Genomic DNA, 24898 nt, shown 5'->3' on the forward strand with positions numbered 1-24898 from the left:
CTCCAAAAGACCAGCCAAAAGACCATCCTAAAATGCCCGTTCGTCTCGACCGCAGCAGCGCCGATTTTGACCAGCGATTCGCGGCCTTTCTCGCCGCCAAGCGCGAGGTCTCGGCCGACGTCGAGGCCGCCGCGCGCGCCATCGTCGACGACGTCGCAAAGCGCGGCGACGCGGCCTTGCTCGAGGCCACGCAGAAATTCGACCGGCTGACGCTGGACGCAACCTCCATGCGCGTCACCGCCGCCGAGATCGAGGCTGCGACGAAGGCCTGCGATGCCGCGACGCTGGATGCGCTCAAGCTCGCGCGCGACCGCATCGAGACCTATCACCGCCGTCAGCTCCCGGCGGACGAGCGCTTCACTGATCCGCTCGGCGTCGAGCTCGGCTGGCGCTACACCGCGATCGAATCCGCCGGCCTCTATGTGCCCGGCGGCACCGCGGCCTATCCGTCCTCGGTGCTGATGAACGCGGTGCCCGCCAAGGTCGCCGGCGTCGCGCGCCTGGTCATGGTGGTGCCTTCGCCGGACGGCAAGCTCAACCCGCTGGTGCTGGCGGCCGCCCATCTCGGCGGCGTCACCGAGATCTATCGCGTCGGCGGTGCGCAGGCCGTGGCCGCGCTCGCGCACGGCACCGCGACGATCGCACCGGTCGCCAAGATCGTCGGTCCCGGCAACGCCTATGTCGCCGCCGCCAAGCGGCTGGTGTTCGGCAAGGTCGGCATCGACATGATCGCCGGCCCCTCCGAGGTGCTCGTCATCGCCGACGACACCGGCAATGCCGACTGGATCGCGGCAGACTTGCTGGCGCAGGCCGAGCATGACGCGAGCGCGCAGTCGATCCTGATCACCGATTCCGCGCGGCTTGCCGCCGACGTCGAAAAGGCCGTCGCAGCGCAGCTGAAGACACTGCCGCGCGCCGTGATCGCAGGCGCCTCGTGGAATGATTTCGGCGCCATCATCATGGTGAGAAATCTCACCGATGCCATCCCGCTCGCGGACGCCATCGCCGCCGAACATCTCGAGATCATGACTGTCGATCCCGAGGTGCTCGCTGCAAAGATCCGCAACGCCGGCGCGGTGTTCCTCGGGGCGCACACGCCGGAGGCCATCGGCGACTATGTCGGCGGCTCCAACCACGTGCTGCCGACCGCGCGTTCGGCGCGATTCTCCTCAGGGCTGGGGGTCGCCGATTTCATGAAGCGCACCTCGATCCTGAAATGCGGCCCGGACCAGCTGCGCGCGCTGGGACCTGCCGCGATGACGCTCGGACAAGCGGAGGGGTTAGATGCCCATTCGCGCTCGATTGGATTGCGCCTCAATCTGTCATGACAAAGCCGCCCGAACAGGACGACTCGACCAATCGCATCGTTGGCGTCACGCTCGACGAGGACTCGATCGGCCGTTCCGGGCCCGACATCGAGCATGAGCGCGCGATCGCGATCTACGATTTGATCGAGCAGAACCTGTTCGCGCCCGACGGCGCCGAAGGGCAGGGCCCGTTCACGCTGCATATCGGCATCACCGGTAACCGCCTGATGTTCGACATTCGCCGCGAGGACGGCACGCCCGTGGTCGCGCATCTGTTGTCGCTGACGCCGTTCCGGCGGATCGTGAAGGACTATTTCATGATCTGTGACAGCTACTACCAGGCGATCCGCACCGCAACGCCGGACAAGATCGAGGCCATCGACATGGGCCGCCGCGGCATCCATGACGAGGGATCGCGCACGCTGCAGGAGCGTCTGAAGGGCAAGGTGCGGGTCGATTTCGAGACCTCGCGCCGGCTGTTCACGCTCATCACCGTCCTGCATTGGAAGGGGTGAGCGCGCATGATCCCGAAAAGTGGGAACCGGTTTTCGGATCGGATCATGCGCAAAAACAAAAGAGCGTAAGCGATGGCTGCGCCCCCACGCGCAAGCAATCCCCAGTCCGTGCTATTCGCCTGCGCGATGAACAGTGTGCGCTCGCCGATGGCTGAGAGCCTGTTGCAGCACATGTTTCCGCAAGGGCTCTACGTCAAATCGGCCGGGACCAGAAAGGGCGAGCTCGATCCGTTTGCGGTGTCCGTGATGGCCGAGCTCGGGCAGGACATCTCCGCGCACAAGCCGCAGACCTTCGAGGAGCTAGAGGACTGGGAGGGGCTGAACTTCGACCTCATCATCACGCTGTCGCCTGAGGCGCACCACAAGGCCCTGGAGCTGACGCGGACCCTCGCGGCCGATGTCGAATATTGGCCGACCATGGATCCCACCACCATCGAAGGCAGTCGCGACCAGAAGCTCGCCGCCTATCGCGAGGTCTGCGATCAGCTGTTGATGCGTATCCGCCGGCGATTCGCGAAGGTGGGCGCGGCGTCGGGCTGATCGAGCCCCGGACGCAGCGCAGCTGTGTCTTCGCGATGCGCTGCAGGCCGGGGCCCATCTCACCACATGCGCAAGGCCATGGGTCCCGGCTCAGCGTCGCGGCATTTCAATGCCGCGACGCGTCCGGGAGACGAGACCTGCCGTAACACCTGCGTCACAGACTGAGGGCACACGCGTGGTGGCAAGCTCGAATCACCTCCGGTTCCCGGGTTGTGAAATCAGCCCCCTTCCGATAGGTTCCGCGCGCAATCCACCCCGCTTCATCCCCCAAATCACCTGATGCTCGGCCGCCCCAAATTCGTACTTGCCTCCGGTTCGCCGCGTCGGCTGTCGCTGCTCAACCAGGCCGGCATCGAGCCGGACGCGCTCCGGCCGGCCGACGTCGACGAGACGCCGAGGCGGGGCGAGCTGCCGCGTGCCTGCGCCAATCGGCTCGCCCGGGCCAAGGCCGATGCGGCGCTCAAATCGGTGCAGCTGGATGACGAACTGCGGGGCGCGTTCATCCTCTCCGCCGACACCGTGGTCGCGGTCGGCCGCCGCATCCTGCCCAAGGCGAACCTCGTCGACGAAGCCGCGCAGTGCCTGCGGCTGCTGTCGGGCCGCAACCACCGCGTCTACACCGCGATCTGCCTGGTCACGCCGCGCGAGGCCTTCCGCCAGCGTCTGGTAGAGACTCGCGTCCGCTTCAAGCGCCTGTCGGAGGACGACATCCAAGCCTATATAGGCTCCGGCGAATGGCGCGGCAAAGCCGGCGGCTACGCCGTGCAGGGCATCGCCGGGTCCTTCGTGGTGAAGATGGTGGGCTCCTACACCAACGTCGTCGGGCTGCCACTCTACGAGACCACCACGCTGCTCGGCGGCGAGGGCTTTCCGATCCGCTTCGGCTGGCTCAACGCCACCACCGCGGTGTGAGCCGGCAAGCCGCTGCGGCGAAAATCGCGAAAACAACCCCATGCACCGTAGGATGGCGCCACCGCATGCCGGCGCCCGTGGAACCCGTTTGCCGGCAGGCGCTTGAATCGCCCTACTGATGTAAGCTGCAACGACCATGAACGATCACGTCAAGCCGCCCGCCGCCCCGCTCAAAACCTGCCCGATCTGCGGCAAGCCGCAGTCAGAGGCCACCCGTCCGTTTTGCTCCTCGCGCTGCCGCGACGTCGACCTGAACCGCTGGCTGAAAGGCTCCTACGTTATCCCCGGCCGCGACGATGAAACCGACGACGTGGAATAGATGAATAATATCAAGATTTTGTCTTAGAGAGCGCTTCTCCGCCCGCCAGTCGCGAAAACCCCGCCCGGCCTTGTGCACAGCCGGGCCGCGCCCGGCGAAGCCTCTTGGCGAAGCCGGGTGGACAGGCCGCCCCGAGCCCACTATAAACCGCCCGCTCGATGGGCTTTGGCCCCTCTCTTGGAGCACGCCCAGGTAGCTCAGTTGGTAGAGCATGCGACTGAAAATCGCAGTGTCGGTGGTTCGATTCCGCCCCTGGGCACCATGCTTCGGTACCGTAGCGCAGCCACCCTCGACGGACGCTTCCTGACCGGCTGGGTCCAACTCAACGTCGACCAGCACGCCACGGCGGGGTTCGAGGACCGCCCCGGTCACGTCCGCTTCAATCGGCAATTTGCAGCCCAGCGGGCGCGCACTATTCCCGCTCATCCCTGCCGCGCAAACACGAAGTGCCCGACGTCGATCTTTCCGGCCCGAAAGCCCGCCTCGCAGTAGCACAGATAGTATTCCCACATTCGACGGAACGGCTCGTCGAATCCGAGCGAGGTCAGGTCGATCCAGGCCCGGCTGAAACCGTCACGCCACACCGAAATGGTCTTTGCGTAGTCCTGCCCGAACATGCGCTCGCGAATGACGGGCATCTCGAAGCGTTCGCCGAAGGAGCGCAGGATGTTGGCGGAGGGCAGCATCCCGCCCGGGAAGATATATCTCTGGATGAAGTCGACGCGCTGCCGATAGCTGCCGAAGAGCTCGTCGTGAACGGTGATGGCCTGGATGCCGGCGAGGCCGCCGGGCTTGAGCCTCTGCTTCAGCTGATTGAAATAGGCCGGCCAGAATTGCTCGCCGACGGCCTCGATCATCTCGATCGAGGCGATGCGGTCGAAATGGCCGTCCTGGTCGCGGTAGTCCTGCAATCGGACCTCGACCTTCTCGGCAAGACCGGCCTTGTGGATCCGGCGACGAGCAAAATCATGCTGCTCTTTGCTGATGGTGAGGGCGACGACGTTGGCGCCGTAAGTCTTGGCGGCGAATTCGGCGAAGCCGCCCCAACCGCATCCGATCTCGAGCACGCGCTGACCGGGCTGCAATTCGATCGCCTTCGCCAACTGCTCGTATTTGTGCTGTTGCGCGGCGGGAAGGTCGGCCGTCTCGGCCGAGAACAGAGCCGACGAATAGGTCATGCTGGAATCGAGCCACGATGCAAAGAACTCGTTTCCGAGATCGTAATGCGCATGGATATTGTGTCGCGATCCCTCCTTGCTGTTGCGGCGCAGGCGATGAACCGCCCGCCGGCATAGGCGAACCAGCATGTTCCCGGCGAAGGCGTTGTCCACCAGGTCCTCGTTGAGACAGAGCACGTAGAGAAGCTGGGCCAGATCGGGCGTGGCCCAGTCGCCTCGAATATAAGCCTCGGCCATGCCGATATCGCCGCCGATGACGAGGCTGCGCGCGAACCTGTAATTCTTCAGTTCGATTGAAGCCGACGGCCCCGCATGCTGGCCGCGCAACGTCACCATTCTCTGGTCGGGTAGATGCACATGCAGGGTACCGCACCGAAGTTGAGATGCAAGGCGCAGAGCCAGGCGGGCGAAGAACGGGACGCCGTCGAATCGAACGGCGGGATGGGTGGCTGCCAGGTCCATGGTTCAGATCTCGCGTTGTTTCAAACGAGGCACGTACGGAACACCTTTCAGCCACAGCCGCATTGCTTCCCAGTGAATGGCTGCGATGACCTTCAAAGTCAGGAAGGGCAGACCAAAGAGTGCCCCCAGCAGAGAGCGGTTCGTCAGAGCGCGGCGTCGTCCGCGGAATGCCGCCGCAAACATCGCGCCCTGCGTGCCGCTCTGCACGATCCGCACGCTCACATCCTCCTGCGGTGGAGAAACGCTGAAGCGGTAATGCGTATCCATCTCCATGAAGGGTGAAACGTAGAATGTCTTCGATTGGCTTTGGCGGACGATGGAGCCTGCGCTACCCTCTTGCACCGGCAGGATGTAGGAATGCATCTCACCGAAGGTGTTGCGGACCTCGTAGATCAGCAACGCGAGATTGCCGGACGCGCCATAGCAAAAGTAGATCGAGAGTGGATTGAACGCGTAACCGAAGACCCTGGGATAACAGAGCAGGAGAACGCGGCCTCCTGACAGGTCGATACCGCGTTCCGCCGCGAGTCGTCGGGCGTGTTGGCTGAGGTTCGTCCCTTTGCCGTCGCCGTGATCGCCTTCGTGAAAGCTGAAGGGCGCCGCGCGGTTGATGCCGAACAGCCACGACTGGCGATCGGCTTCCTTCATCCGGTCGAGGTCGATCAGCAGGCTCATCACGCGGTAGGTGAATCTGTGCTGCACGGGGCGCCATCGCGCGTGCATCACCTTTCCCCGATAGAGCGCGGCGGGCGCTGTCGCATCCTTCACTTCGGCTGTCTCGGTTCGGAGCATCGCCTTACTCGGCAGCCTCGGCCAGTGCCAGATCCCGTTGACGCCAGGGAAGGTCGGCGCCGAGGGCCTCGGCTACGGCGATGCCGGCCTGCAGCCCGTCCTCGTGAAAGCCATAGCCGGTCCAGGCGCCGCAGAACCAGGTGCGGCGACGGCCTTGAATCGCGGGCAGCCGCCGCTGCGCCGCGAATGCGGCCAAATCGTATTGCGGATGGGCGAAGGTGAATTTCCCGAATGTCAGATCGGCCGCCGGCTCGAACGGAGGGTTGAGGCTGACGAACAGCGGCTTGCGCTCGTCGATGCCCTGCAGCCGGTTCATCCAATAGGTGACCGCGACGTCGTTCAGGGCAGGCGTCTGCCGCGGCCAGCGCAGGAAGTTCCAGGAGGCCCAGGCCCGACGTCGCCGCGGCATGAGACTGGGATCACGGTGCAGATAAATGGTGTTCGGGGCATATCTGATCGCCTCGAGAATGGAACGCTCCTGGGCGTCGGCATCCGACAACGCCGCCAAGGCCTGATCGCTGTGACAAGCCATCACCACGGCATCGTAACTCTCCACCCCGCCGCGGCTGTCGCGCACAGTCACGCCATGTCCCGTTCGGTCGATCGAAGTCACCGCACAGCCTAGCCGAATGTTGTGCTTGAACGAAGCGGTTAGCTTGTCGACATAGTGTCGGCTGCCACCCCCCACGGTGCGCCAGCGCGGCCGGTCGAGATGCAGGAGCCGGTGGTTGTCGAAAAAGGCGACGAAGTTTTCGGCCGGAAACGACAGGATGTCGTCGGATGAGGACGACCAGATCGCCGCCCCCATCGGGCCGAGATAGTCGGAGAACAGGCGCGGGCCGAATGATCGCCGGCGCAGGTACTCGCCGAGGGTAAGGCCGTGCAGCCGGCCGGCGCGCAGATCCGCCACGCTCTGCTTGTTGAACCGCGCAACCTCCGCCAGCATGCGGAAATATGACGGGGATGCGAGGTTGCGGAATTGCGCGAACAGGCCGCAGACCGTTTGCAGGGCGCTATCGCCGCTACCGCGCCATTCGAACCGGCCGTGATCTGCGGACAGGGCGAAACTCATGCAGGTCTCGACGGTCTTCACACCGAGATGCGCGAACAGCGACGTCAATTGCGGGTAGTTGGTCTCGTTGAACACGATGAAGCCGACATCGACCTCAATGGGCTCGCCGTCATAGTCGATGCGAACGGTGTGGCTATGTCCCCCCGGCTGCAGCTCACGCTCGTAAACGGTCACTGCGTAACGTTTCGACAGGAGCCACGCCGCGGCATTGCCGGCAATTCCCGTCCCGATCACGGCCAAACGCATGCTTTTCGCCCCCACTACGGTACCGCTAGTACGGCCCTCGAAGCAACGATCAGGAAACGTCCGGCAAGAGGGCGCGGATCACCTCGCGCGAGCACAGCGCCGGGGCGAAACCGCAGCCCGGGGCACGACGTATAGACAAGCTCAATTGGGGTGAGGGCATGATCCTTCCGTACATTCAGGCGATCGGCTGCATGGCGCTGACCCTCTGTCTCTTGATGGGACTGGCCTGGGTCGTCCAGCAGCGCACCGGTAATTCCGGCTGGGTCGACGCGATCTGGTCCTATTCAAGCGGTCTGGTCGGCGCAGCCGCTGCCTTGTGGCCTCTCGACGGCGCCCTGCCGGCTCGCCAGGCGCTCGTTGCAGGGCTTGTGCTGCTCTGGTCGGTGAGGCTCGGCACGCACATTGCGCGTCGCTCTGCAGCCGGGGTCGACGATCCCAGATATGCGAACTATGCGCGCGAATGGGGAGCGGATGCCCCGCGCCGAATGTTCTTCTTCCTGCAATCACAGGCGCTGGTCTCGCTGCCGCTCCCCTTTGCGGTGTTCCTCGCGGCGCACACGCCGGCGCCAGAGCTGCGGCTGCAGGACTACATCGGGATCGTTATCATCCTGATTGCCGTCGCCGGCGAGGGCTTGGCGGATCGGCAGCTGCGGCGCTTCAAACGCGACCCGTCACGCAAGGGACAGGTCTGCGATGTCGGTCTGTGGCGCTGGTCGCGTCATCCCAATTATTTCTTCGAATGGCTGGGGTGGCTGGCTTACCCGATCATCGCGCTGTCATCAGGTTATGCCTGGGGTTGGGCCAGCCTGGCGGCCCCGGTGATCATGTACTGGATCCTGGTCCACGTGACGGGAATCCCCCCGCTTGAGCAGCAGATGCTGCGATCGCGCGGCGAGCGCTATCGTGCATATCAGGCGCGCACCAGCGTCTTCTTCCCATGGCCGGCGCGGCAGGCTCCGCGATAGCAGATGACGGCGCGGGAGGCGCATCGGCAGCAGCGGGCTCGGATCTCGTAAAGGGGCCCGAAGTGATCCGTTGCGGTTCGTGAAGCGTTAATCTGACGGGCGGCCGATGAGCCGAATGCAGAGCAACGAGACACACCGGCATGAATCTCTTCTTGACCTACCTTGCTGTAGCCGTGACCTTCGTTGCCGTCGACATGGTCTGGCTGACGATCATGGTCGACAAGCTGTATCGGCCGGTGCTCGGCGATATGTTGCGGGCCCAGCCCTACCTGCCAGCCGCAGCCGTATTCTACCTGTTGTATCCTCTCGGCTTGATCTGGTTTGCCGTGCTGCCGGCGCAGCAAGATGGCGGCGCGTTGCGCGCATTCACCTCCGGCCTGCTGCTCGGCTGCTTCACCTATGCGACCTACGATCTCACCAATCAGGCGACGCTGCGAAACTGGTCGACCGGATTGACCGTGGCGGACGTCTGCTGGGGATCATGTCTTGCCGGCGTCAGTGCCTGGATCGGATTCCTCGTCGCCCAAAAGCTGTCGCATTGAGCCGGCGCGCGACTGCGTCATCCGGGCGACCTCGCACCCGCATGCGTGTCGGCTCAGGTTTGCTTCCGGCCTTCGAGTTGTTCCAACGCCTCTCTCGTTTCCGCGATCTTGTCGGATAAGGAGATGAAGGCGCGTTGGGCCTGCAGCTTCGGCTCTTCCTGGAGCAGATAGCATGCGAGACCGACCAGTTGATCGCCCATGCGTTCCATGAGGGCGAGGAGCCGATCGATGCCGGCTATCGGCTCGTCGGCTGCGACGCGTTCGACCTCTCGCAAAATCGCCTCGAGCCTCGCGATCGCGGAAGCGAGCCTGTTGTCGCGACCTTGTTCGGGAAATTCAATAATCTCTGCGTCCATGCACGGGGTCTCGCCGGGATCAGGCTGCGGCCGCTGCGCTGAGGCAATCCTTGCGCATCGCCAAAATGGTCCGGTGCAGCCAGGTCTTGATGGTGCCGACCGGCACACCGAAGCGCCGCGACAGGCTCGCGCGGCTCTCGCCTTCGAGATAGGCCAAGGCGACCAGCCTGCGGCGATCTTCCGGCAAGCGGGCCAACGCGCCCTGGGCGATGGGTTCGGCGCTGGCATAGTCGAAATCTTCGGCCGGTGACGGCTCGTCTGCTGCCACCGTCAAAAGCGCTTCGTCGAATTCGACGCTGGGCTGCCGCCTGGTCCGCAGATGATCGATCGCCGTGTTCCGGACGATTGCGGACATCCAGGTCATGGCCGATGCCCGACCGCAATCGAACCGAGCGGCGTTGCGCCAGATCTTCAGGAAGCTGTCCTGCAGGATATCATCGACGTCGTGCGGCGCGGCGCCGATCGCCAGCGCAATCCGGCGCAGCCTGCCGCGTGTCAGAGCGTGAAGCTCTGCGAAGGCGCGTGCCTCGCCAGCGGAAACGCGTGCCAGCAGTTCGGGCAGCATCTGGATCCGCGCCTGATTGACCGGGCTCGAACAGGCCATGTCCTGTCTCCCATGCGTTTGCTTACGAAACGCTCCGGACGCAGGCCCGGATCACCCAAAGGGAGAAAGACCAAGCAGGATCAGAGTCGCACGAAGGGCCCGATCAATCGGCCGAGGAAGCCGTTCATGCGCAGGTCGCCCGTCATCGCGACCAGGCAGAGGCAAGGACCTTCGTTGCCGACGATGGGGCGATGTTCGACCTCGTCGTCGCCATAGTCGAAATCACCGGGACCAAAGTGCCCGCCCTCATGGCTGAAGCTGCCCTCGAGCACGAGCGTCAGCTCGGTGCCGGTGTGAGTGTGCTCGAGCATGCGCGAGCCCGGCGCTGACCGAAGCAGGAAGGCACGCGCTTGGCCCTGACCAGATAGCTCGATTGGTCGCAGGCTGAGACCGGGCGCGACCCGCCGGCGCTTGCCGATGCGATACTTTCGCAAGGCCGGCGGAACATCGTCATCGGTGTCGGACGCCAGGGCAGGCGCGACTGCCTCCTTCGGGGCTTCGTGAATGCGTGACATCACACGGTCGAACGCATCTGTTGCGATCGGCACCGGTGCGACATCCTCCAGCGCGGCGCCTGCGAGCTGCTCGATGGCCTGCACGAAGCGGGTGCAGCGCGGGCAGCCGGCGACATGCACCCCCACGACCAGCTGATGGGCCTCTTCAAGCTTGCCGGCCGCGAAATCGGCCAGAAGATCTTCCGGCGGATGATGGCTGATCGTCATGCTTCTTCGTCCAAAATGTCTCGCAACCGGTTCATCGCCAACCTGATCCTTGACTTGACCGTTCCTAGCGGAATTCCCAGTGCGCGCGCGATTTCCGGGTGTGGCCTTTCCTCGATGAACGACAGCCTCACCACCAAGGATTGCTCTGCCGAGAGTTGCTGAATGGCCGACGCGATCCGCGCCGCATCCTGCCCGCGTGAAATCAGGATGTCGGCCGGCTCGGCTTGATCCGGCGCATCGGGCAGTTCGAGGCCGGTTTCCAGCCGATCCGCCCGCATCCTGCGGCGGAACAAGTCGATCCGCAGATTGCGCGCGATCGTGAAGATCCAGGCCGCCGCGCCGGCTGTCGCCGGATCGAACTGGTGCGCCTTCCGCCACACGGCGATCATGGTGCTTTGGGCGATCTCTTCCGCCTCCTCGGCGTTGCAACCTGCTTTGAGCATCAGGCCCTTGATGCGGGGCGCGAAATGCTCAAACAGTCGCTTGAAAGCCTCCCGGTCACCGCCAGAGGCGACGCGTCCGATCAAATCAGCCCAGTCCACCGTTGCCTTCGGCCCTTTGCTCGCACCAATCGACAGCCGCGTCGTCACCCTCCGGGGCAAACCGGCCTCGGCCCGGATTGGCATCTTCAAAGCCCGGATAGCAGCGATCATAGCGCCTCGACAAGCGACCTCTCGGACTGACAACGACCGGGGCGGGGCGCTGGATCACTGCGGAACCCGCATTGTTGGGCGTCCAGATCGTCTGTCGGCATAGCGATCCGGTTTGGCATCCGGCTTGCTCAGTCTCGACCAAATCCGGCCTCGGCGGAGAGGCCCGTTTCAGGTTGAGGCAAGCGATGCAAGACATGTCCCGTTCTGGTACTGCCGGCGAGCTCCGGCTCGATGCGTTGATCGCCGATCTTTGGTGGCGCGTTCGGCTCATCAATACCGACATTCTCGAAGAGGAAGCCAAAGCCGGGGTGTTCGACGCCAGTCAACCGACATATCCGCTGCTCGCGCTGAATCTTCGCGCGCGACGCGACAATCTGGTGTCGACGATCGGCGTGCTCGAGCAGCGCGCGAGATCGATGTCGGAAGCGGCCTGAAGACGGTCCTGGTCGCTGGACGCGCTACGTCGCGCCGGGGTCCATTCGCAATTGTGAGACTTGCGCGCGAGTCGCAGACGCGCCTCCGTGCTATGGCTGCTCCTCGCAAATCTTGCGCGAGGACACCATGCTTCCCCTTCCTGCCGACATCTTCACCGAGCCCGAGGACGTCTCGCCCGACGGCCTTGCCAATCTCGGCCCGCTTCGCGGTCTGGCCGGCAGCTGGCAGGCAAACAAGGGTATCGACGTCAATCCGAAGGCGGAGGGACCGGAGCGGCGCACCTTCATCGAGCGCATCCGTATGGACCCGATCGATCCGCAGGCCAACGGGCCGCAGCTGTTCTACGGGCTGCGCTATCACATCCACATCAACACACCCGAAGAGGACATCACCTTCCACGATCAGGTCGGCTATTGGCTGTGGGAGCCGGCGACCGGTCTGATCATGCAGACGCTGGCGATCCCGCGGGGGCAGGTGCTGCTCGCCTCCGGCAAGGCCGGGCCGGACGACAGGACGATCTCCGTTAGCGCGAACCGCGGCGAGACCGCTTACGGGATCTGCTCGACCGATTTCCTGGAGCAGGCTTTCCGCACCGATTCCTATCGCTGCGACATCAGCTTCAACGACGACGGCAGCTGGACCTATCTGATCCAGACCGAGTTGTTCGTGCGCGGCGCGCCGTTCAATCACCGCGACACCAACACGCTCGAGCTGGTCGCACCGCCAAAGCTCAATCCGCTGGCGGTGATCGTGAACGATCGCGCCAAGGCCGGTGGGTCGGGGGCTTGAGATTCGGAGAAGCACATGAAGCCTTACGTCGTTTGTCTCATGCATTCGAGCCTGGACGGCCGCACCCATCCCAGCCGCTGGCGTCCGAAGGGTGCGGGCACGGACTGGTTCGAGAAGATCCATGACGAACTCGGCGGCGATGCCTGGGTGATCGGCCGCGTCACCGGCTCCGAATTCGCCAAGGGCAAGCCGTATCCGACCGAAACGCCTCAAAAATTTCCGCGCGAAAATTGGCTGGCGCGGCGTGGTGCGAAGACCTATGGCGTCGTGCTCGATGCGCAGGGCAAGATCGGCTGGGGCCGCTCCGACATCGGCGGCGATCCGATCGTCTTCGTGCTCACCGAAAGCGTGCCGGATTCGCATCTCGCGGGGCTCCGCGGCGAAGGCGTGTCCTACATTTTCGCCGGCAAGTCCGAGATCGATCTGGCGCTCACGCTGGACATCCTCAGCCGCGAGCTCGGCGTGAAGCGCCTGCTGGTGGAGGGCGGCGGCGTTGCCAATGGCGCGTTCCTGCGCGCCGGCCTCATCGATGAATTCAATCTGATCCTCAGCCCCGCCATCGACGGCGCGAAGGGTGCACCCTTCGTGTTCGAATCGACGGAAGCGGACAGCGACAAGCGTGCGCCGCTCACGGCGATGACGCTGGAGAGCACGCGTCAGCTCGGCGGCGGTGTCCTCTTGCTGCGCTATCTGATCCAGAACGAGCCGCAAGCCGGGGCCAGTTGAGCGCCGGCATGTCGCAACAATCGGAGCACATCGTCATTGTCGGCGCCGGCGCCGCCGGGCTGATGGCGGCACGGGAGCTGGCGCGTACGGGCCGCCGCGTGACCATCCTGGAGGCGCGCGAGCGCTGCGGCGGGCGCATCCATCCGCTGCCGGTCTCGCAGTTCGGCTACCCCGCCGATGGCGGCGCCGAGTTCGTCCATGGCGAGGCGCCGATCACGCGGGCCTTGCTGCGCGAGGCCGGGCTGCCTCTTCAGGAGATCGCAGGCACACAGTGGAGCTTTGACGGCGCAGGCCTGTCGCATGCAAACCGGCACGACCCGCATGAGGCAGCGCTGCACGCCTTGCTTCGGGACTTGAAGGACGATCTCGCCGTCGCCGATTTCCTGCGCCGCCATTTTGCCGGCGTGGAGTATGCGCAGCTACGGTATTCGATCGAGCGCATGGTCGAGGGCTATGATGCTGCAGACCCCGAGCACGCCTCGACGCTGGCGCTGCGCGAGGAGTGGATGGACGGCGGTCACGCGCCGCAGGCCCGCATCGAGGGCGGCTATGGCGCGCTGATCGACTTTCTGGCGGCCGAGTGCCACAGCCTCGGCGTTGCGATCCGGCTCGGTTGCACAGTGTCGGCGATCGAGGAGGAAGGCGGATCCGTGGTCGTTCGCTGCGCACGCGGCGATGCGCATCCATGCGACCGCGTCGTCTTGACCGTGCCACTGCCGCTGCTGCGTGAGATCGCGCTGCCGGCAGATGCGCGCGCGAAGCTCATTGCAGCCGACGACATCGGCTTCGGCAACGTCATCAAGATTCTGCTCCGCTTCACGCGACCATGGTGGCGCGACCACGGCGAAGATCTCGCCGACATGACCTTCCTGCTCTCGGAGGAGACGATTCCAGTGTGGTGGACGCGATATCCGGATCAGCACCCGGTGCTGACCGGCTGGTTCGGGGGGCCGCGGACGGCGGAACTGTCGCATCTCGATCAGCAAGAACTGATCGCGGCCGGGCTCGATACGCTCGCCGCCATCTTCAAGATACCGCGCGAGGTCATTGCACGTGACCTCATGGCGTCGGCGGCAATCAATTGGATGCACGATTCCTTCGCCCGCGGCGCCTATTCCTGGGCAACACCACGTACGCGGCAGGCGCAGGCGACGCTATCGCGCTCCGACGGGATGGTTCTGTTTTCCGGAGAGGCGCTCTATCGCGGCCGTGACATGGGCACGGTTGAAGCGGCGCTGGCGAGCGGCCTCGCGACGGCGGAGCTAATTCTGAGGTGATGAGAAAAAGGCCCGCATCTCTGCGGGCCTCCTGTGTGTGGACTGCGTCTGGCTTACCAGCGTCCGCCGCCGAAGCTGAAGGTCACGCCGGGACCACCGCCGTAATATCCGTACGGACCACCGCCGTAATAGCCGTGGTGGCGCGGGTAATAACCATAGCTCCGATAATAGGGCCGGTAGTGGCTGTGATGGTGCCGCCAGTGATGGCGGTGACCACGCCAATGATGATGCCTCCGGTGCGCGCTGATGTCTGTGGTCTGGCTTTCCTGCGCGGTTTGCTTCGCGCTGGAACCACCGGCCGCGTTCGCCGCAGAGCCACCGGCAAGCGCCGCAGCACCGACGGCCATCGCGACAAAGAGATACTTCATGTCATCACTCCAGTTGAATGTCGTGTGACAACAGATGAGCATCCCGCGCGTTCCGGCCAGTGCGGGCGTCGAAACGACGCAGCACTAAGGTAGTGTGAGTGATGCATTAACGATAGTTTACAATGGTTCCCCTTGCGGAGCGCTGCCGCGTCGTCGCCATGAGTTCGTCCCGAATGAGGCGGCGACAAACCGCTTTTCGGGATCTTCGCGACGCTGGAAAAAGCGCTCGCCTGACCCTGGGCTCGCCGAGGCGACGTTGCGGGCAACCGCGCTCCGCAGCTATCGCTGCGCTGCCAGCGGCAGGCTGACGTGGAAGACGGCGCCCCCGGACGGCACGTTCTCAGCCCAGATGCGCCCCCCATGTGTTTCGATGATGGTGCGTGCGATCGAAAGGCCTATGCCCATGCCTTGCGCCTTGGTCGTGAAGAACGGCTTGAATATCTCGGTCGTCTTCTCCGCCAGGATACCATCGCCGGCGTCGGCGATGGAGAGATGGGCTCGATTGCCCTCGACGAGGCTGGTGCGGCCGAGGACGCGGCGTCGATCGGCCGGAAGATGGGCCACAGCATCCATGCCGTTTACGACAAGATTTAGGATGGCCTGTTGCAGCTGTACCTTGTCGCCTTTGACGCGGATGTCCGAGGAGGAAGCCTCGGTCGCGAGTTCGACCTTGCGGGCCACGGCCTGCACGGAAAGGAATTGAAACACCTCCCGGACCGTCACATTGAAGTCGAGCTCGCGCGGCTCGGTCTGCTCCTTCTTCAGGAAAGAACGCAGCCAATTGATGACCTCGCTTGCTCGCTGATCATCGCGGCGAATATGGTCTAGTATGTCCCTGAGCTCGCCTAGGTCGGGAGATGGATGCTGGAGCGCCTGTGCGCCGGCCTCGGCATTGATCATTATCGCGGCGAGCGGCTGGCTCAGCTCGTGTGCGATCGAGGCCGACATCTGCCCCGCAGTCGCGCGGCGATTCATGTGGGCGAGCTCCGACATGCGCTGGCCTGCCTCGACCTGCGCCAGGAAGCGCAGCCTGCGCTCGCGCAACAGAGTGGCGATCATCAGCGCCTGTACGAGCATCACGCTGCCCGCGATTGTGGTGTGCCAGTAGTAGCGCTCCCAGAAGCTCAGCTCGCGGAAGCGCACCTGGCTGCCAGCGGGCAGATTGGCTTCGTCGACGTTCCAGCGCTTCAGTTGACGCCCATCGAAGATCGGCTTCACGTTGTCCCCATTGAAGGGCGGGATGCTCGAGGGCGCTTCGCCGCCGAGAACGCGCATCGCTACTTCGCCGGCTTCCCGTCCGATGCTGTCGGGTAGCAGCAGGAAGCCTCCCACTCCCGAGCGTCCGAGAAAGGTATCGGAGGTGATGACGATCGGGCGGTTCGCGCTTTCGGCGACGCGTGCGAGTGCCGCAGCCGGAGAATAATAGGTGCCTTCGCCGTCGGAATACATCGCCGAAGTCAGGATCGCAGAGCGGGCGGGCAGGCTGGCGACTTGCTTGCGAACCTCGCGCAACGGCGCATCGGACAGATCGGTGACTTCGAGACCGGGCATTGCGGCCGCGAAATCCTGCTTCCATTGTCCGTAGACCAGCGGATTCTTCCAGGCGCCACCGACGAGGACGACGTGGGTCAAGTCGGGAACGATCGCGCGCGCCGCAGTCAGGAGATGTGTTGGCCTCACTCTGGCGAAGATGGCCGTCGTGTCCGGCAGAAACAGCGCGCGCGTCTCGGGCAGATCAGGCACGAATCCGTAGACGACAGGAGCAGTGGGCCAAATCTCCTGCTTCCGCGTCTGAAGGAATTTCGCCGATGCAACGCCGATCGAAACGATGACGTCGATCTGACGCTGCGCATATTTGGACTTGAGGTGACCGACGAGGCTTTCTTCGTAGTCCGGTCCTGGAAAGCGGGCGAGATCGAGGCTCTCGCCGTAGATCACGGTGGGGAACTTGCCGTTCTGCTTCGCTGCAGCGCTGATGCCGGTAAAGATCTCCAGATAGAACGGCGAGCGAAAATCGGCTTCTTCGAGCACGAGAATCGAGCGTTGCCGCGGCCCGTCGGCCGCTATGCATTGATGCGAGAGATTGACGAACAGGCAGACGATGAGGATGCGTGTGAGGCCGCTGAGGATGCGCATACTTCCTGGCCCCGCCTCCGCTTGCAATCGGGCTCCTCAGTGAGGATGCACGCGAGAGCATACTAGGCCGACCTGGAGTTTCAACGGATGGATGCGCGCGCTCTCCGAGGCGCGGAAGGCGGCTACTTGAACGGATCCTGGATCGACGGCAGCGATTGGCGGATGCGGCGCACGCTGACCGGGGTGCCGTCGGAGACGAACAAGAGCTCGTATTTGCGGCCCTCGCTGTCGGTTGCCGAGCAGGCGACGTCGTTCACCTTCCTGGCGGCGAAATTGCCGGTCTGGCGGCAGACACCGGTCGAGGTCTGCTCCGCCGGCACCGGCAGGCCGTCGACCTTGGGTCGGTCCTTGGAGTTGAGCAGCATCCGGTCGATCGGCAGCTCATAGGAATTGTCGTCGGCGCGCTTGCCGTTCTCGCCGGAGAACGACACGACGTGGTTGGCGTCGGCGGGATTGTCGACCGCGACTGCGAAATTGACCCGGCCCTTGTCGCCATGGGCGTAGGCCACCGTCTTGCAGGCATAGGTGCGCCCGGCGACCTTGAGCGTCTTGCAATGGCCGGACATCAGCGCCAGCAGATCGATGAAGCCGCTCTGCTGCGCCGGAGGATTGTTGACGGGAATCGGAGCAGAAGGCTCGGCAAAACAAGGGCTTGCGAAGGCGATGAGGGTTGCGGCCAGAACCGGTCGGCGGAGGCGCATCGTCAGGCTCGCATGCCAGGGGGCGACGGACACGGGAAAGTTCCGCCCGATAGCCATTGAACCGCAAATTCGTTGCGATCCCGTTTGTTTTGCCAACCCAGACCGAAATACCACCGCGTCACCCGCTGGCGATTCGCGACCGCCTCAATCGTCCTGGCCCGCACATGCCGTCAGGCCGATGTTTTTTTCGTGGCAGAGCCTAGACTAGCCCATCGCGGCCTGCCAGCGCCTATCCCGCAGGGAGGGCCGGCGATGCAAGCGGGCCTCCAGCAGGCCGCGGGCTAGAGGCAGCTCGCCGCTGCGCATGAGGGCGACGATATAGGTGTCCTCGATCAGCTCGCGCTGGGCGTGACTGCCGCCGATGCGCACGACGTCGGTGAGAACCGGCGCGAGCATCTGCACGCAGGCCGCGTAATCCTCATCCGCGAAGGCCAGAAGCGCGCGGCAGATCGCTGGCACCACCTCCCCGGCCGGCAGCTTGCCGTCCGCCAGCCGCTGTTCGATCACCGCGAGGCGCGCGGCTAGGGCCTCGTGGTTCTGTGTTGCGGCAGCAAACAGCGCCATGTGGACGTCGGCGAACGGCAGGCCGGATCTCGGGAATAGTTTTTGCGCAGCGGCGTCGGCATCGCGCCAGAGCGCATCTGGCACGGCGTGGCCGTAGGCCGACAGGCGCCACAGCAGCGAGGCGCCGTCGGTGACGATGTTGAGCGGCGGCGCCTGCGTAGCCGACGGCTGGAGCACGTCGGCATAGATCGAAAGCGCCCGCGCCGCATCGTCCTGTTCGAGCGCGCCGAGGGCCTGGTGCCAGCGGATATGGCCGTGCAAGATTCCGGCGCGGTCGTAACCGGGGATCCAGTCGTCGACGAGGCGATCGGCCGCCTCGATCGAGCCGTCCTCGAACATCGCATGCAGCACGGCGTGCGCGGCATGGGCATTGGCGCGGCGCAGATTGAATCCGCGCTCGGTCACGCCGCGGCCGCGCGCGACGTCGCCATTCTCCGTCATCGCCCAGCCATACATGGTGAGGAACCACCAATCCTCGCCATAGTCTTGCGCGACGCGCTCGCATAGCTCGTGCCGCGCGCGGTCGTGATCGGCCATGCCGGAGAAGGCGAACAGGCCGAAGGCGCCGAGCGGCAGCGACAGCACCACCGCATCGCGCGGCCATGCCTCGACATGCTGGCGCATCGCCGCAATCGCCTCGGGCAGCCGTGCTTCGATCGCCAGCGCCAGCGTCTCGACATGCGAGCGCTCGCGCTCGGTGCCGCGCTTTGCGACGAGTTCGCGCGCGAGCATCGCTTTGCTGCGCGCGAGGTCGCCCTGCTGGTAGAAGGCGTGCACGCGGGCGCGGGCGATATGGGCCAGCGCGAAATCCGGATCGATTGCAATCGCCCGCTCCAGCGCCTCCGCCGTGCCGGTCCACCCCGCGAGCATGAGATCGACGCCGTCACGATAGCTGAATGCTGCCTCGTGCGACGAGGTGGAGAGCGGCAGTCCCAAACGATCTTCGAGCGGCATGGCCGTTTCCTCGGTTCACGCCGTCCGCGCGCGGCGTCCTTCGATCGGGTAGGCCGGGTCGTTATAACCCGGCGTCGACGGATGGCCCGGCACGACCAGGCGATCGATGATTGCTTCGTCATCCGCAGTGAAGCGGTAGTCGAGCGCGCGGATGTAGTCGTCCCACTGCTCTTCCGTCCGGGGGCCGGCGATGATGGAGGTCACGAACGCGGAGTTCAGCACCCAGGCGACCGCGAACTGTCCGGCGGTGATGCCTCTCTTCTCGGCGTGAGCCTTGATCTCCTGCGCGAGCTGAAGCGATTCCGGCCGCCATTCGGTCTGCATCATGCGGGTGTCGTTGCGACCCGCGCGCGTGTCCTTGTCCGGCGCGGCGTCAGGCTTATACTTGCCGGTGAGCACGCCGCGCGCCAGCGGGCTGTAGGGCACGATACCGAGACCATAGTAAGAGCAGGCCGGAAAATGCTCGACCTCGGGCATGCGGTTCATCGCGTTGTAATAGGGCTGGCTCACCGCGGGCCGGTCGATGCCGAGCCGGTCGCAGATATTGCAGATCTCGGCGACGCGCCATGCGCGGTAGTTCGAGACGCCGAAATAGCGCACCTTGCCGGCGCGGATCAAATCGCCCATCGCGCGCACCGTCTCCTCCAGCGGCGTCGCATGATCCTCCTTGTGCAGATAGTAGACGTCGATGTGGTCGGTGCCGAGCCGCGTCAGGCTCTCGTCCGCGGCCTGCAACACCCAGCGCCGCGACAGCCCGCCGCGATTGGGATCGTCACCCATGGGATTGGCGAGTTTTGTCGCGAGCACCCAGGCGTCACGGTTGCTGGCAATGGCGCGGCCGACGACCTCTTCGGAGGCACCCTTTGAATAGGCATCCGCCGTATCGATGAAATTGATGCCGGCATCGCGTGCCTTCGCGATAATCCGATTGGACGCGGCTTCGTCAGTCGGCCCGCCGAACATCATGGTGCCTAGACAAATCGGCGACACTTTCAGGCCGCTGCGGCCGAGCTGGCGGTATTGCATGGGCGGATCCTCACTATCGGAGGCGGCAGCATAGCCGCCTCATTCCGTCATTGCGAGCGTAGCGACAACCTGACCGCGCGCCTATCCCGGCCCCTTCAGGATCTTGAACACGCCATTCGCCATCACGATGCAGCGATCATCCACCGTCACCTCGGTGCTCATGAAGATCAGGCTGCGGGTCGAGCGGACCACGCGCGGGCGGGAGATCAGGATGTCGCCGATCTGTCCGGCCTCGACGAAATGGGTATCGAGCTGCACCGTCGCCAAGTACTCCTTGCCGGAGACGTAGCGGGCGGACATGCCGCAGGTGCGATCGGCGAAGGTCATCATCACGCCGCCCTGGACCATGCCGCGGCGATTGTGGTGCTTCTCTTCGGTGGCAAGCGCGAACTCGTAATGGCCGTCGACCTTGCGCTCCCACAAGGGACCGATCAGGTGCAGGAAGCCCGTGGTCTCCAGGATGCTCCAGCCGTCTGATTTCAGCCTTGCGGCGGTCTTGCTCGTCATCTCGTCGTCCATTCCTGCTTGCGTACTCATTTCATCGAGGCCGGACGTGGTGTAGTCAAGCATCATGAGACCGTTCGACGATGCCACACGGCGGAATATCGCTGATGCGTGCGCCGCCTTCGCGCGCTTGCCTGAGCAGGATGCGCCGTCGCCATTGAAGCGCGCCGCGGTGGCGGTTGCACTGACAGCAGGAGAGGGCGACGAGACCGCGCTGCTGCTCACGCTGCGCGCGTCGCATTTGCGGGCCCATCGCGGCCAATGGGCCTTGCCGGGCGGACGCTGCGATGCCGGCGAGACGCCGATCGAGGCCGCGCTGCGCGAGCTCGACGAGGAGCTCGGACTTCGCCTCACCAGCGCGGACGTGCTCGGCACGCTCGACGATTATCCGACGCGCTCGGGCTATCTGATCACACCCGTCGTGGTCTGGGCTTCGAACAGCGCCGCGGTCGAGCCGAACCCGGACGAGGTCGCCTCCGTCCATCGCATCGCGCTCACCACGATCGAGCGCGAGGACGCTTTCGACTTCATCGCGATCCCCGAAAGCGCGCGACGCGTGATCCGCTTCCATCACCAGATGAGCCTGATCCACGCGCCGACGGCGGCCCTGATCTACCAGTTCCGCGAGGTGCTGGCGGGCCGGCACACCCGCGTCACCGAGCTGGAACAGCCAGTTTTCGCCTGGAAATGACATGGTAAACGGCGCGTTAACGTGACGGTTACCGGATGCCTGCTAAGACGGCATCATGCATCATTCGATTCGACATCGCCTTGCGCTGGTTCCACTCGCGCTCGTCCTGCTCGCGCCCGCCGCGCGGGGCCGTGAGGCCGACGCGCTGCCGCCGGCCGTCCGCAATGCCAATGCCCAGCTGCTGTCGCAGTTCTTCGCGCAAGGCGGAGCCTCGCCTGCCGTGCTCGAATATCGCCGCAAGCTGGCGGAATATCAGGCGGCGCGCGCGGCCTTCGACGCCGAGGCCGGCGCCTATTGGAGCCAGATCTCCGAGAAGCGTCGCGGCCGCAACGCCAAGCGCCGCAGCGGGCAGCAGATCACCCTCGACGACTACGTGCTGGAGCATCCGCCGCTCTACAACGGGCCGAAGCGGCCGGTGAACCCGGAGCCGGAGGAAACGCCGGACCGTCCCGCGAGGAAGCCCATCCCCGTCGTCGCCGATTTCCTGCGCGCGGCGCAGGAGCTCTACCAGTTCACGCCGCAGCGTCCCTCCAGCGAGGTCGAATTCAAGCGCGCCTATGCGCGCTATGCGCTGGCCAACGGCCTGACGCGCGAGCAGGCGGTGCGGGTCTATTCGTTCGAGACCGGCGGCACCGGCACGTATGACGTGCAGGCGGGAATCGAGCACGGCGGCAAGCGCGCGATCTCCACCGCGATGGGTTACAACCAGCTCCTGACCACCAACAGCGTCGAGCTGCTTGCCGAGCAGGGCCATGAATTGATCCATGCGCTGTCGGAGAAGGTGGCGCGAACGTCGGGGCCGGCGCGACATGCGCTCGAGCACAAGTTCGCTGTCCTGAAGAAGATGGTCGCGCACGCCAAGTCGGTGCCCGATACCTGGTCGGAGCACGAGAAGATGGGCGCCACCCCGCAGGGTTGGGCCATGCATGCGATGGTGCTCGACGTCGACATCGGCCCGATGCTGCAGACCCACAAGCTGCTGACTTCAGTGCATTTCGCCCGGGCCAAGGGATACTCGCGCCCGCTCTCGGCGGCCGAGCTCGAGATGATGAACCTCACGGGCGATGGCACCGGCCTCGACATGGTGACGATGCCGCAGGCAATGCGCGAGCGGGTGCCGACCTCGAACTTCTTCCAGCGCGGCGGCTACGAGCGCAACCCGGTCGCGATCCGCCACAACACGGTGGCGAAGCTGCTCGCCGTGACGGATGAGCGGATGGACGTGAACAGCGGCAAGCCCGGCGCGAAGGAGCTGGCGGGGGCGTTCTAAGATCGCTCGCTCTTGCCGCATCTTCCGCTGTCATGCCCCGCGAAGGCGGGGCATCCAGTACGCCGCGGGCTCTCGGTTCATCACTGCGGCCTCTGGAATACTGGATCGTCCGCCTTCGCGGACGATGACACCGAGTAAGTGGCGGCGCCGACGCTCGCCCCTACCGGCTACTGATCAGGCCCGAACTTGAACTTGCCGTCGCCTTCGAGATAGGGGCCGGTGCGCATATAGAGCTGGCCATTGTGGCCGATGAAGAACAGCGTGCCCTTCGGCACTTTCTTGGCGCCCTTGAGCAGCTCGCCGGCATTGCTGGTGCCCATCTTGTAGGAGTAGGTCTTGCCCTCCTTGTCATAGGCATAGCCCATGTCGGACTTGAGGTCCCACGGCGTTGCCGGGGCTTGCGCCAATGCGGGCGCGGCAAAGGTGCTGAGCGCGGCTGCGATTGCAAATGATTTGGTTGAAAATGCCGTCATTCCCATCCTCCCACGGTCGGGACATCCAGACTTGAACAAATCACGAACGGCATTTCAAGGTCAATTCGCGAAAGCGCCGCAGCGCATCACACCTTGCCCAGCAGTTTGTGATTTTCCCTTCGTCCCCTCGCGACTATGTTCCGCTTTCCGTCTAGAACGCAACTCGACAAAATTTGGGGTAGGGATGATTCGGATGCGCCATGTGATTAAACTCTGCTGGGCTGCTGCCTTGTCGCTGACGGCGCTGGCGCCGGCCGCGCGTGCCGATGATTACCAGCTCAGCCACAACCAACGCATCGCGTGCAGCCGCGGCCTTGCTCCGGGCAAGCTGAACACCGCGACCTGCAAGTCCTACACCTATCTTTTCAACACCAAGACCTCGGAATATTTCCGCTGCCAGGTCTCGCTGGCGCTGACCCGCGACAACAAGGAAGTCATCAACGTCCAGACCGACGGCGGTTGCACCAAGAAGCCGCGTATCTTCGAGACCGACGGCAAATATGATTTCGACGCCACCGAGACCGAGCCGCCGAACACCAACTCGTTCTTCGGCCCCGGCGGCTATTCAGTCTGGGCCGCCGACGTGGGCGCGCAGAAGGTGCGCGGCTGCATCATCATCTCCTCGGGCCTCGGCTCCGACATCTCCAAGTGCCTGGACATGACCTTCCAGTGAGGGGGCGCCCACCGCGCCACCTCGCCGCACCGTGCGGTTCCCAAAAGTCGAGCCGGAACGGCCATTTACCGCAGTCCTGTTTTGCCTTTTGGATGGGTTGACCCGGTCCCCGCATCCGGCCAATTTCCCCGCCGGTTTGGGGAGTACAACAACCATGAAACGGACGTTCTTCGGCGTGGCCGCGGCTCTTGCTCTGGCGGCGTCGGCGCCTTGCGCACATGCGCAATCCTTTATCAACGTGCTGACCGGCGGCACCTCCGGCGTCTACTATCCGCTCGGGGTCGCGATCGGAAAGATCTACGGCGACAAAATTCCGAACGTGAAGACGCAGGTGCAGGCCACCAAGGCGTCGGTCGAGAACCTGATCCTGCTGCAGCAGGGTCGCGGCGAGCTGGCGTTCACGCTGGGTGACTCGCTGAAAGCGGCTTGGGACGGCGAGGAGGAGGCGGGCTTCAAGACCAAGCTCGACAAGCTGCGCACGATCGGCGCGATCTATCCGAACTACATCCAGATCGTCGCGACCGCCGAGAGCGGCATCAAGACCCTGGCCGATCTCAAGGGCAAGAGCCTGTCGGTCGGCGCGCCGAAGTCGGGCACGGAGCTGAATTCCCGCGCGATCCTGGCCGCCGCCGGCATGAGCTACAAGGACCTCGGCAAGGTCGAATATCTGCCCTTCGCCGAATCCGTCGACCTCATGAAGAACCGTCAGCTCAATGCGACGCTGCAATCGGCCGGGCTCGGCGTCGCCTCGCTGAAGGATCTATCGACTTCGAGCCCGATCACGGTGGTGTCGGTGCCGAAGGAGACGGTGGACAAGATCGGCCCTCCCTTCGTCTCGGCGATCATTCCGGCCAATACCTATACCGGGCAAGACAAGGACGTGCCGACCGCGGCGGTGATCAACTACCTCGTAACCAGCTCGGCAGTTTCGGACGATCTCGCCTATCAGATGACCAAGCTGGTGTTCGAGTCGCTGCCGGAATTGCAGAATGCGCACGCGGCCGGCAAAGAGATCAAGCTCGAGACGGCGGCCACCGGCAGCCCGGTTCCGCTGCACCCCGGCGCGATCCGCTATTACAAGGAAAAAGGGCTGATCAAGTAGGATCGGCTCTCTCGCTATCGGACG

At 64.5% G+C, this 24898-nt stretch carries 29 protein-coding genes and 1 tRNA gene; 16 read left to right on the forward strand and 14 right to left on the reverse strand.

The window, feature by feature from the left end:
• Positions 1 to 32 precede the first annotated feature (32 nt).
• From hisD to BCCGELA001_RS04360, 6 genes are all read left to right on the forward strand, one after another.
• Positions 33 to 1328: a histidinol dehydrogenase gene (hisD, locus tag BCCGELA001_RS04335; RefSeq protein ID WP_060734706.1), complete on the forward strand. Its 1296-nt coding sequence runs from the start codon at positions 33 to 35 to the stop codon at positions 1326 to 1328.
• A complete protein-coding gene (locus BCCGELA001_RS04340; RefSeq protein WP_008543010.1) occupies positions 1325 to 1822 on the forward strand; it encodes a UPF0262 family protein in 498 nt (165 codons plus the stop codon). The genes hisD and BCCGELA001_RS04340 overlap by 4 nt, the downstream gene beginning before the upstream one ends.
• Before the next feature lie 72 nt (positions 1823 to 1894).
• On the forward strand, positions 1895 to 2362 hold the full coding sequence (locus BCCGELA001_RS04345; RefSeq protein ID WP_060734707.1) for an arsenate-mycothiol transferase ArsC: 468 nt from the start codon (positions 1895 to 1897) through the stop codon (positions 2360 to 2362).
• A gap of 279 nt (positions 2363 to 2641) precedes the next feature.
• Entirely contained in the window at positions 2642 to 3274 is a 633-nt protein-coding gene (locus BCCGELA001_RS04350) for a Maf-like protein (RefSeq protein ID WP_008543015.1), read from the forward strand.
• Between the two features lie 136 nt (positions 3275 to 3410).
• Complete coding sequence (gene yacG / locus BCCGELA001_RS04355; protein ID WP_008543017.1) at positions 3411 to 3593, forward strand: DNA gyrase inhibitor YacG; 183 nt, start codon at positions 3411 to 3413, stop codon at positions 3591 to 3593.
• Between the two features lie 186 nt (positions 3594 to 3779).
• Positions 3780 to 3855: transfer RNA gene (locus BCCGELA001_RS04360), tRNA-Phe, on the forward strand.
• A 160-nt stretch (positions 3856 to 4015) separates the two neighbouring features.
• Here the strand turns inward: BCCGELA001_RS04360 and BCCGELA001_RS04365 are convergent.
• The 3 genes from BCCGELA001_RS04365 to BCCGELA001_RS04375 are packed head-to-tail and all read right to left on the reverse strand — an operon-like array spanning position 4016 to position 7343.
• On the reverse strand, positions 4016 to 5233 hold the full coding sequence (locus BCCGELA001_RS04365; protein WP_060734708.1) for an SAM-dependent methyltransferase: 1218 nt from the start codon (positions 5231 to 5233) through the stop codon (positions 4016 to 4018).
• A 3-nt stretch (positions 5234 to 5236) separates the two neighbouring features.
• Positions 5237 to 6025, reverse strand: a complete 789-nt coding sequence (locus tag BCCGELA001_RS04370; RefSeq protein ID WP_060734709.1) for a DUF1365 domain-containing protein — start codon at positions 6023 to 6025, stop codon at positions 5237 to 5239.
• A gap of 4 nt (positions 6026 to 6029) precedes the next feature.
• On the reverse strand, positions 6030 to 7343 hold the full coding sequence (locus BCCGELA001_RS04375; protein ID WP_060734710.1) for an NAD(P)/FAD-dependent oxidoreductase: 1314 nt from the start codon (positions 7341 to 7343) through the stop codon (positions 6030 to 6032).
• 158 nt (positions 7344 to 7501) lie between these two features.
• Here BCCGELA001_RS04375 and BCCGELA001_RS04380 point away from each other — a divergent pair, with 158 nt between their 5' ends.
• Entirely contained in the window at positions 7502 to 8308 is an 807-nt protein-coding gene (locus BCCGELA001_RS04380; RefSeq protein WP_008543033.1) for a DUF1295 domain-containing protein, read from the forward strand.
• Between the two features lie 140 nt (positions 8309 to 8448).
• Positions 8449 to 8850: a DUF2177 family protein gene (locus BCCGELA001_RS04385; RefSeq protein ID WP_008543034.1), complete on the forward strand. Its 402-nt coding sequence runs from the start codon at positions 8449 to 8451 to the stop codon at positions 8848 to 8850.
• A gap of 53 nt (positions 8851 to 8903) precedes the next feature.
• Here BCCGELA001_RS04385 and BCCGELA001_RS36755 read toward each other — a convergent pair whose 3' ends face one another.
• From BCCGELA001_RS36755 to BCCGELA001_RS04405, 4 genes are all read right to left on the reverse strand, one after another.
• Positions 8904 to 9206, reverse strand: coding sequence for a hypothetical protein (locus BCCGELA001_RS36755; protein WP_144441135.1), 303 nt, complete (start codon positions 9204 to 9206; stop codon positions 8904 to 8906).
• 19 nt (positions 9207 to 9225) lie between these two features.
• Positions 9226 to 9810, reverse strand: coding sequence for an RNA polymerase sigma factor (locus BCCGELA001_RS04395; RefSeq protein WP_008543043.1), 585 nt, complete (start codon positions 9808 to 9810; stop codon positions 9226 to 9228).
• An 80-nt stretch (positions 9811 to 9890) separates the two neighbouring features.
• Entirely contained in the window at positions 9891 to 10532 is a 642-nt protein-coding gene (locus tag BCCGELA001_RS04400; protein WP_008543045.1) for a ChrR family anti-sigma-E factor, read from the reverse strand.
• A complete protein-coding gene (locus tag BCCGELA001_RS04405) occupies positions 10529 to 11074 on the reverse strand; it encodes a sigma-70 family RNA polymerase sigma factor (RefSeq protein WP_060737479.1) in 546 nt (181 codons plus the stop codon). The genes BCCGELA001_RS04400 and BCCGELA001_RS04405 overlap by 4 nt, the downstream gene beginning before the upstream one ends.
• A 185-nt stretch (positions 11075 to 11259) precedes the next feature.
• Between BCCGELA001_RS04405 and BCCGELA001_RS04410 the strand changes: the two genes are divergently transcribed.
• The 4 genes from BCCGELA001_RS04410 to BCCGELA001_RS04425 all read left to right on the forward strand — a co-directional run bounded on the left by BCCGELA001_RS04410 (position 11260) and on the right by BCCGELA001_RS04425 (position 14412).
• A complete protein-coding gene (locus BCCGELA001_RS04410; RefSeq protein ID WP_442855164.1) occupies positions 11260 to 11619 on the forward strand; it encodes a hypothetical protein in 360 nt (119 codons plus the stop codon).
• Between the two features lie 127 nt (positions 11620 to 11746).
• The gene (locus BCCGELA001_RS04415; protein WP_060737480.1) at positions 11747 to 12409 is read left to right on the forward strand and encodes an FABP family protein; all 663 of its coding nucleotides are present in this window, start codon (positions 11747 to 11749) and stop codon (positions 12407 to 12409) included.
• A gap of 15 nt (positions 12410 to 12424) precedes the next feature.
• Positions 12425 to 13135, forward strand: coding sequence for a RibD family protein (locus BCCGELA001_RS04420; RefSeq protein WP_060734712.1), 711 nt, complete (start codon positions 12425 to 12427; stop codon positions 13133 to 13135).
• An 8-nt stretch (positions 13136 to 13143) separates the two neighbouring features.
• Positions 13144 to 14412, forward strand: a complete 1269-nt coding sequence (locus BCCGELA001_RS04425; protein WP_060737481.1) for a flavin monoamine oxidase family protein — start codon at positions 13144 to 13146, stop codon at positions 14410 to 14412.
• Positions 14413 to 14465: 53 nt separating this feature from the next.
• Here BCCGELA001_RS04425 and BCCGELA001_RS04430 read toward each other — a convergent pair whose 3' ends face one another.
• The 6 genes from BCCGELA001_RS04430 to BCCGELA001_RS04455 all read right to left on the reverse strand — a co-directional run bounded on the left by BCCGELA001_RS04430 (position 14466) and on the right by BCCGELA001_RS04455 (position 20668).
• Positions 14466 to 14780 (reverse strand): hypothetical protein, encoded by a 315-nt coding sequence (locus tag BCCGELA001_RS04430; protein ID WP_060734713.1) that lies wholly within the window; start codon positions 14778 to 14780, stop codon positions 14466 to 14468.
• Positions 14781 to 15059: 279 nt separating this feature from the next.
• Positions 15060 to 16916, reverse strand: a complete 1857-nt coding sequence (locus BCCGELA001_RS04435) for a sensor histidine kinase (protein WP_008543064.1) — start codon at positions 16914 to 16916, stop codon at positions 15060 to 15062.
• A 122-nt stretch (positions 16917 to 17038) separates the two neighbouring features.
• Positions 17039 to 17617 carry a hypothetical protein gene (locus BCCGELA001_RS04440; protein WP_060737482.1) on the reverse strand — a complete coding sequence of 193 codons (579 nt, stop codon included), beginning with the start codon at positions 17615 to 17617 and terminating at the stop codon, positions 17039 to 17041.
• A 204-nt stretch (positions 17618 to 17821) separates the two neighbouring features.
• Positions 17822 to 19135, reverse strand: coding sequence for a tetratricopeptide repeat protein (locus BCCGELA001_RS04445; protein ID WP_060734714.1), 1314 nt, complete (start codon positions 19133 to 19135; stop codon positions 17822 to 17824).
• Between the two features lie 15 nt (positions 19136 to 19150).
• Positions 19151 to 20161 (reverse strand): aldo/keto reductase, encoded by a 1011-nt coding sequence (locus tag BCCGELA001_RS04450; RefSeq protein WP_060734715.1) that lies wholly within the window; start codon positions 20159 to 20161, stop codon positions 19151 to 19153.
• A gap of 81 nt (positions 20162 to 20242) precedes the next feature.
• A complete protein-coding gene (locus tag BCCGELA001_RS04455; RefSeq protein WP_060737483.1) occupies positions 20243 to 20668 on the reverse strand; it encodes a PaaI family thioesterase in 426 nt (141 codons plus the stop codon).
• Positions 20669 to 20729: 61 nt separating this feature from the next.
• Between BCCGELA001_RS04455 and BCCGELA001_RS04460 the strand changes: the two genes are divergently transcribed.
• Together BCCGELA001_RS04460 and BCCGELA001_RS04465 are read left to right on the forward strand one after the other, a co-directional pair.
• The gene (locus tag BCCGELA001_RS04460) at positions 20730 to 21356 is read left to right on the forward strand and encodes an NUDIX hydrolase (protein ID WP_144441136.1); all 627 of its coding nucleotides are present in this window, start codon (positions 20730 to 20732) and stop codon (positions 21354 to 21356) included.
• A 55-nt stretch (positions 21357 to 21411) separates the two neighbouring features.
• The gene (locus BCCGELA001_RS04465) at positions 21412 to 22626 is read left to right on the forward strand and encodes a hypothetical protein (RefSeq protein WP_008543081.1); all 1215 of its coding nucleotides are present in this window, start codon (positions 21412 to 21414) and stop codon (positions 22624 to 22626) included.
• A gap of 167 nt (positions 22627 to 22793) precedes the next feature.
• Here BCCGELA001_RS04465 and BCCGELA001_RS04470 read toward each other — a convergent pair whose 3' ends face one another.
• Positions 22794 to 23099: a hypothetical protein gene (locus BCCGELA001_RS04470; RefSeq protein WP_008543082.1), complete on the reverse strand. Its 306-nt coding sequence runs from the start codon at positions 23097 to 23099 to the stop codon at positions 22794 to 22796.
• A 193-nt stretch (positions 23100 to 23292) separates the two neighbouring features.
• Here BCCGELA001_RS04470 and BCCGELA001_RS04475 point away from each other — a divergent pair, with 193 nt between their 5' ends.
• Both BCCGELA001_RS04475 and BCCGELA001_RS04480 read left to right on the forward strand, forming a co-directional pair.
• Positions 23293 to 23772: a hypothetical protein gene (locus BCCGELA001_RS04475; protein WP_060734716.1), complete on the forward strand. Its 480-nt coding sequence runs from the start codon at positions 23293 to 23295 to the stop codon at positions 23770 to 23772.
• Between the two features lie 154 nt (positions 23773 to 23926).
• A complete protein-coding gene (locus BCCGELA001_RS04480; protein ID WP_060734717.1) occupies positions 23927 to 24874 on the forward strand; it encodes a TAXI family TRAP transporter solute-binding subunit in 948 nt (315 codons plus the stop codon).
• Positions 24875 to 24898 lie beyond the last annotated feature (24 nt).

The sequence above is a fragment of the Bradyrhizobium sp. CCGE-LA001 genome, from assembly GCF_000296215.2.
In the GTDB taxonomy this organism is placed as follows: domain Bacteria; phylum Pseudomonadota; class Alphaproteobacteria; order Rhizobiales; family Xanthobacteraceae; genus Bradyrhizobium.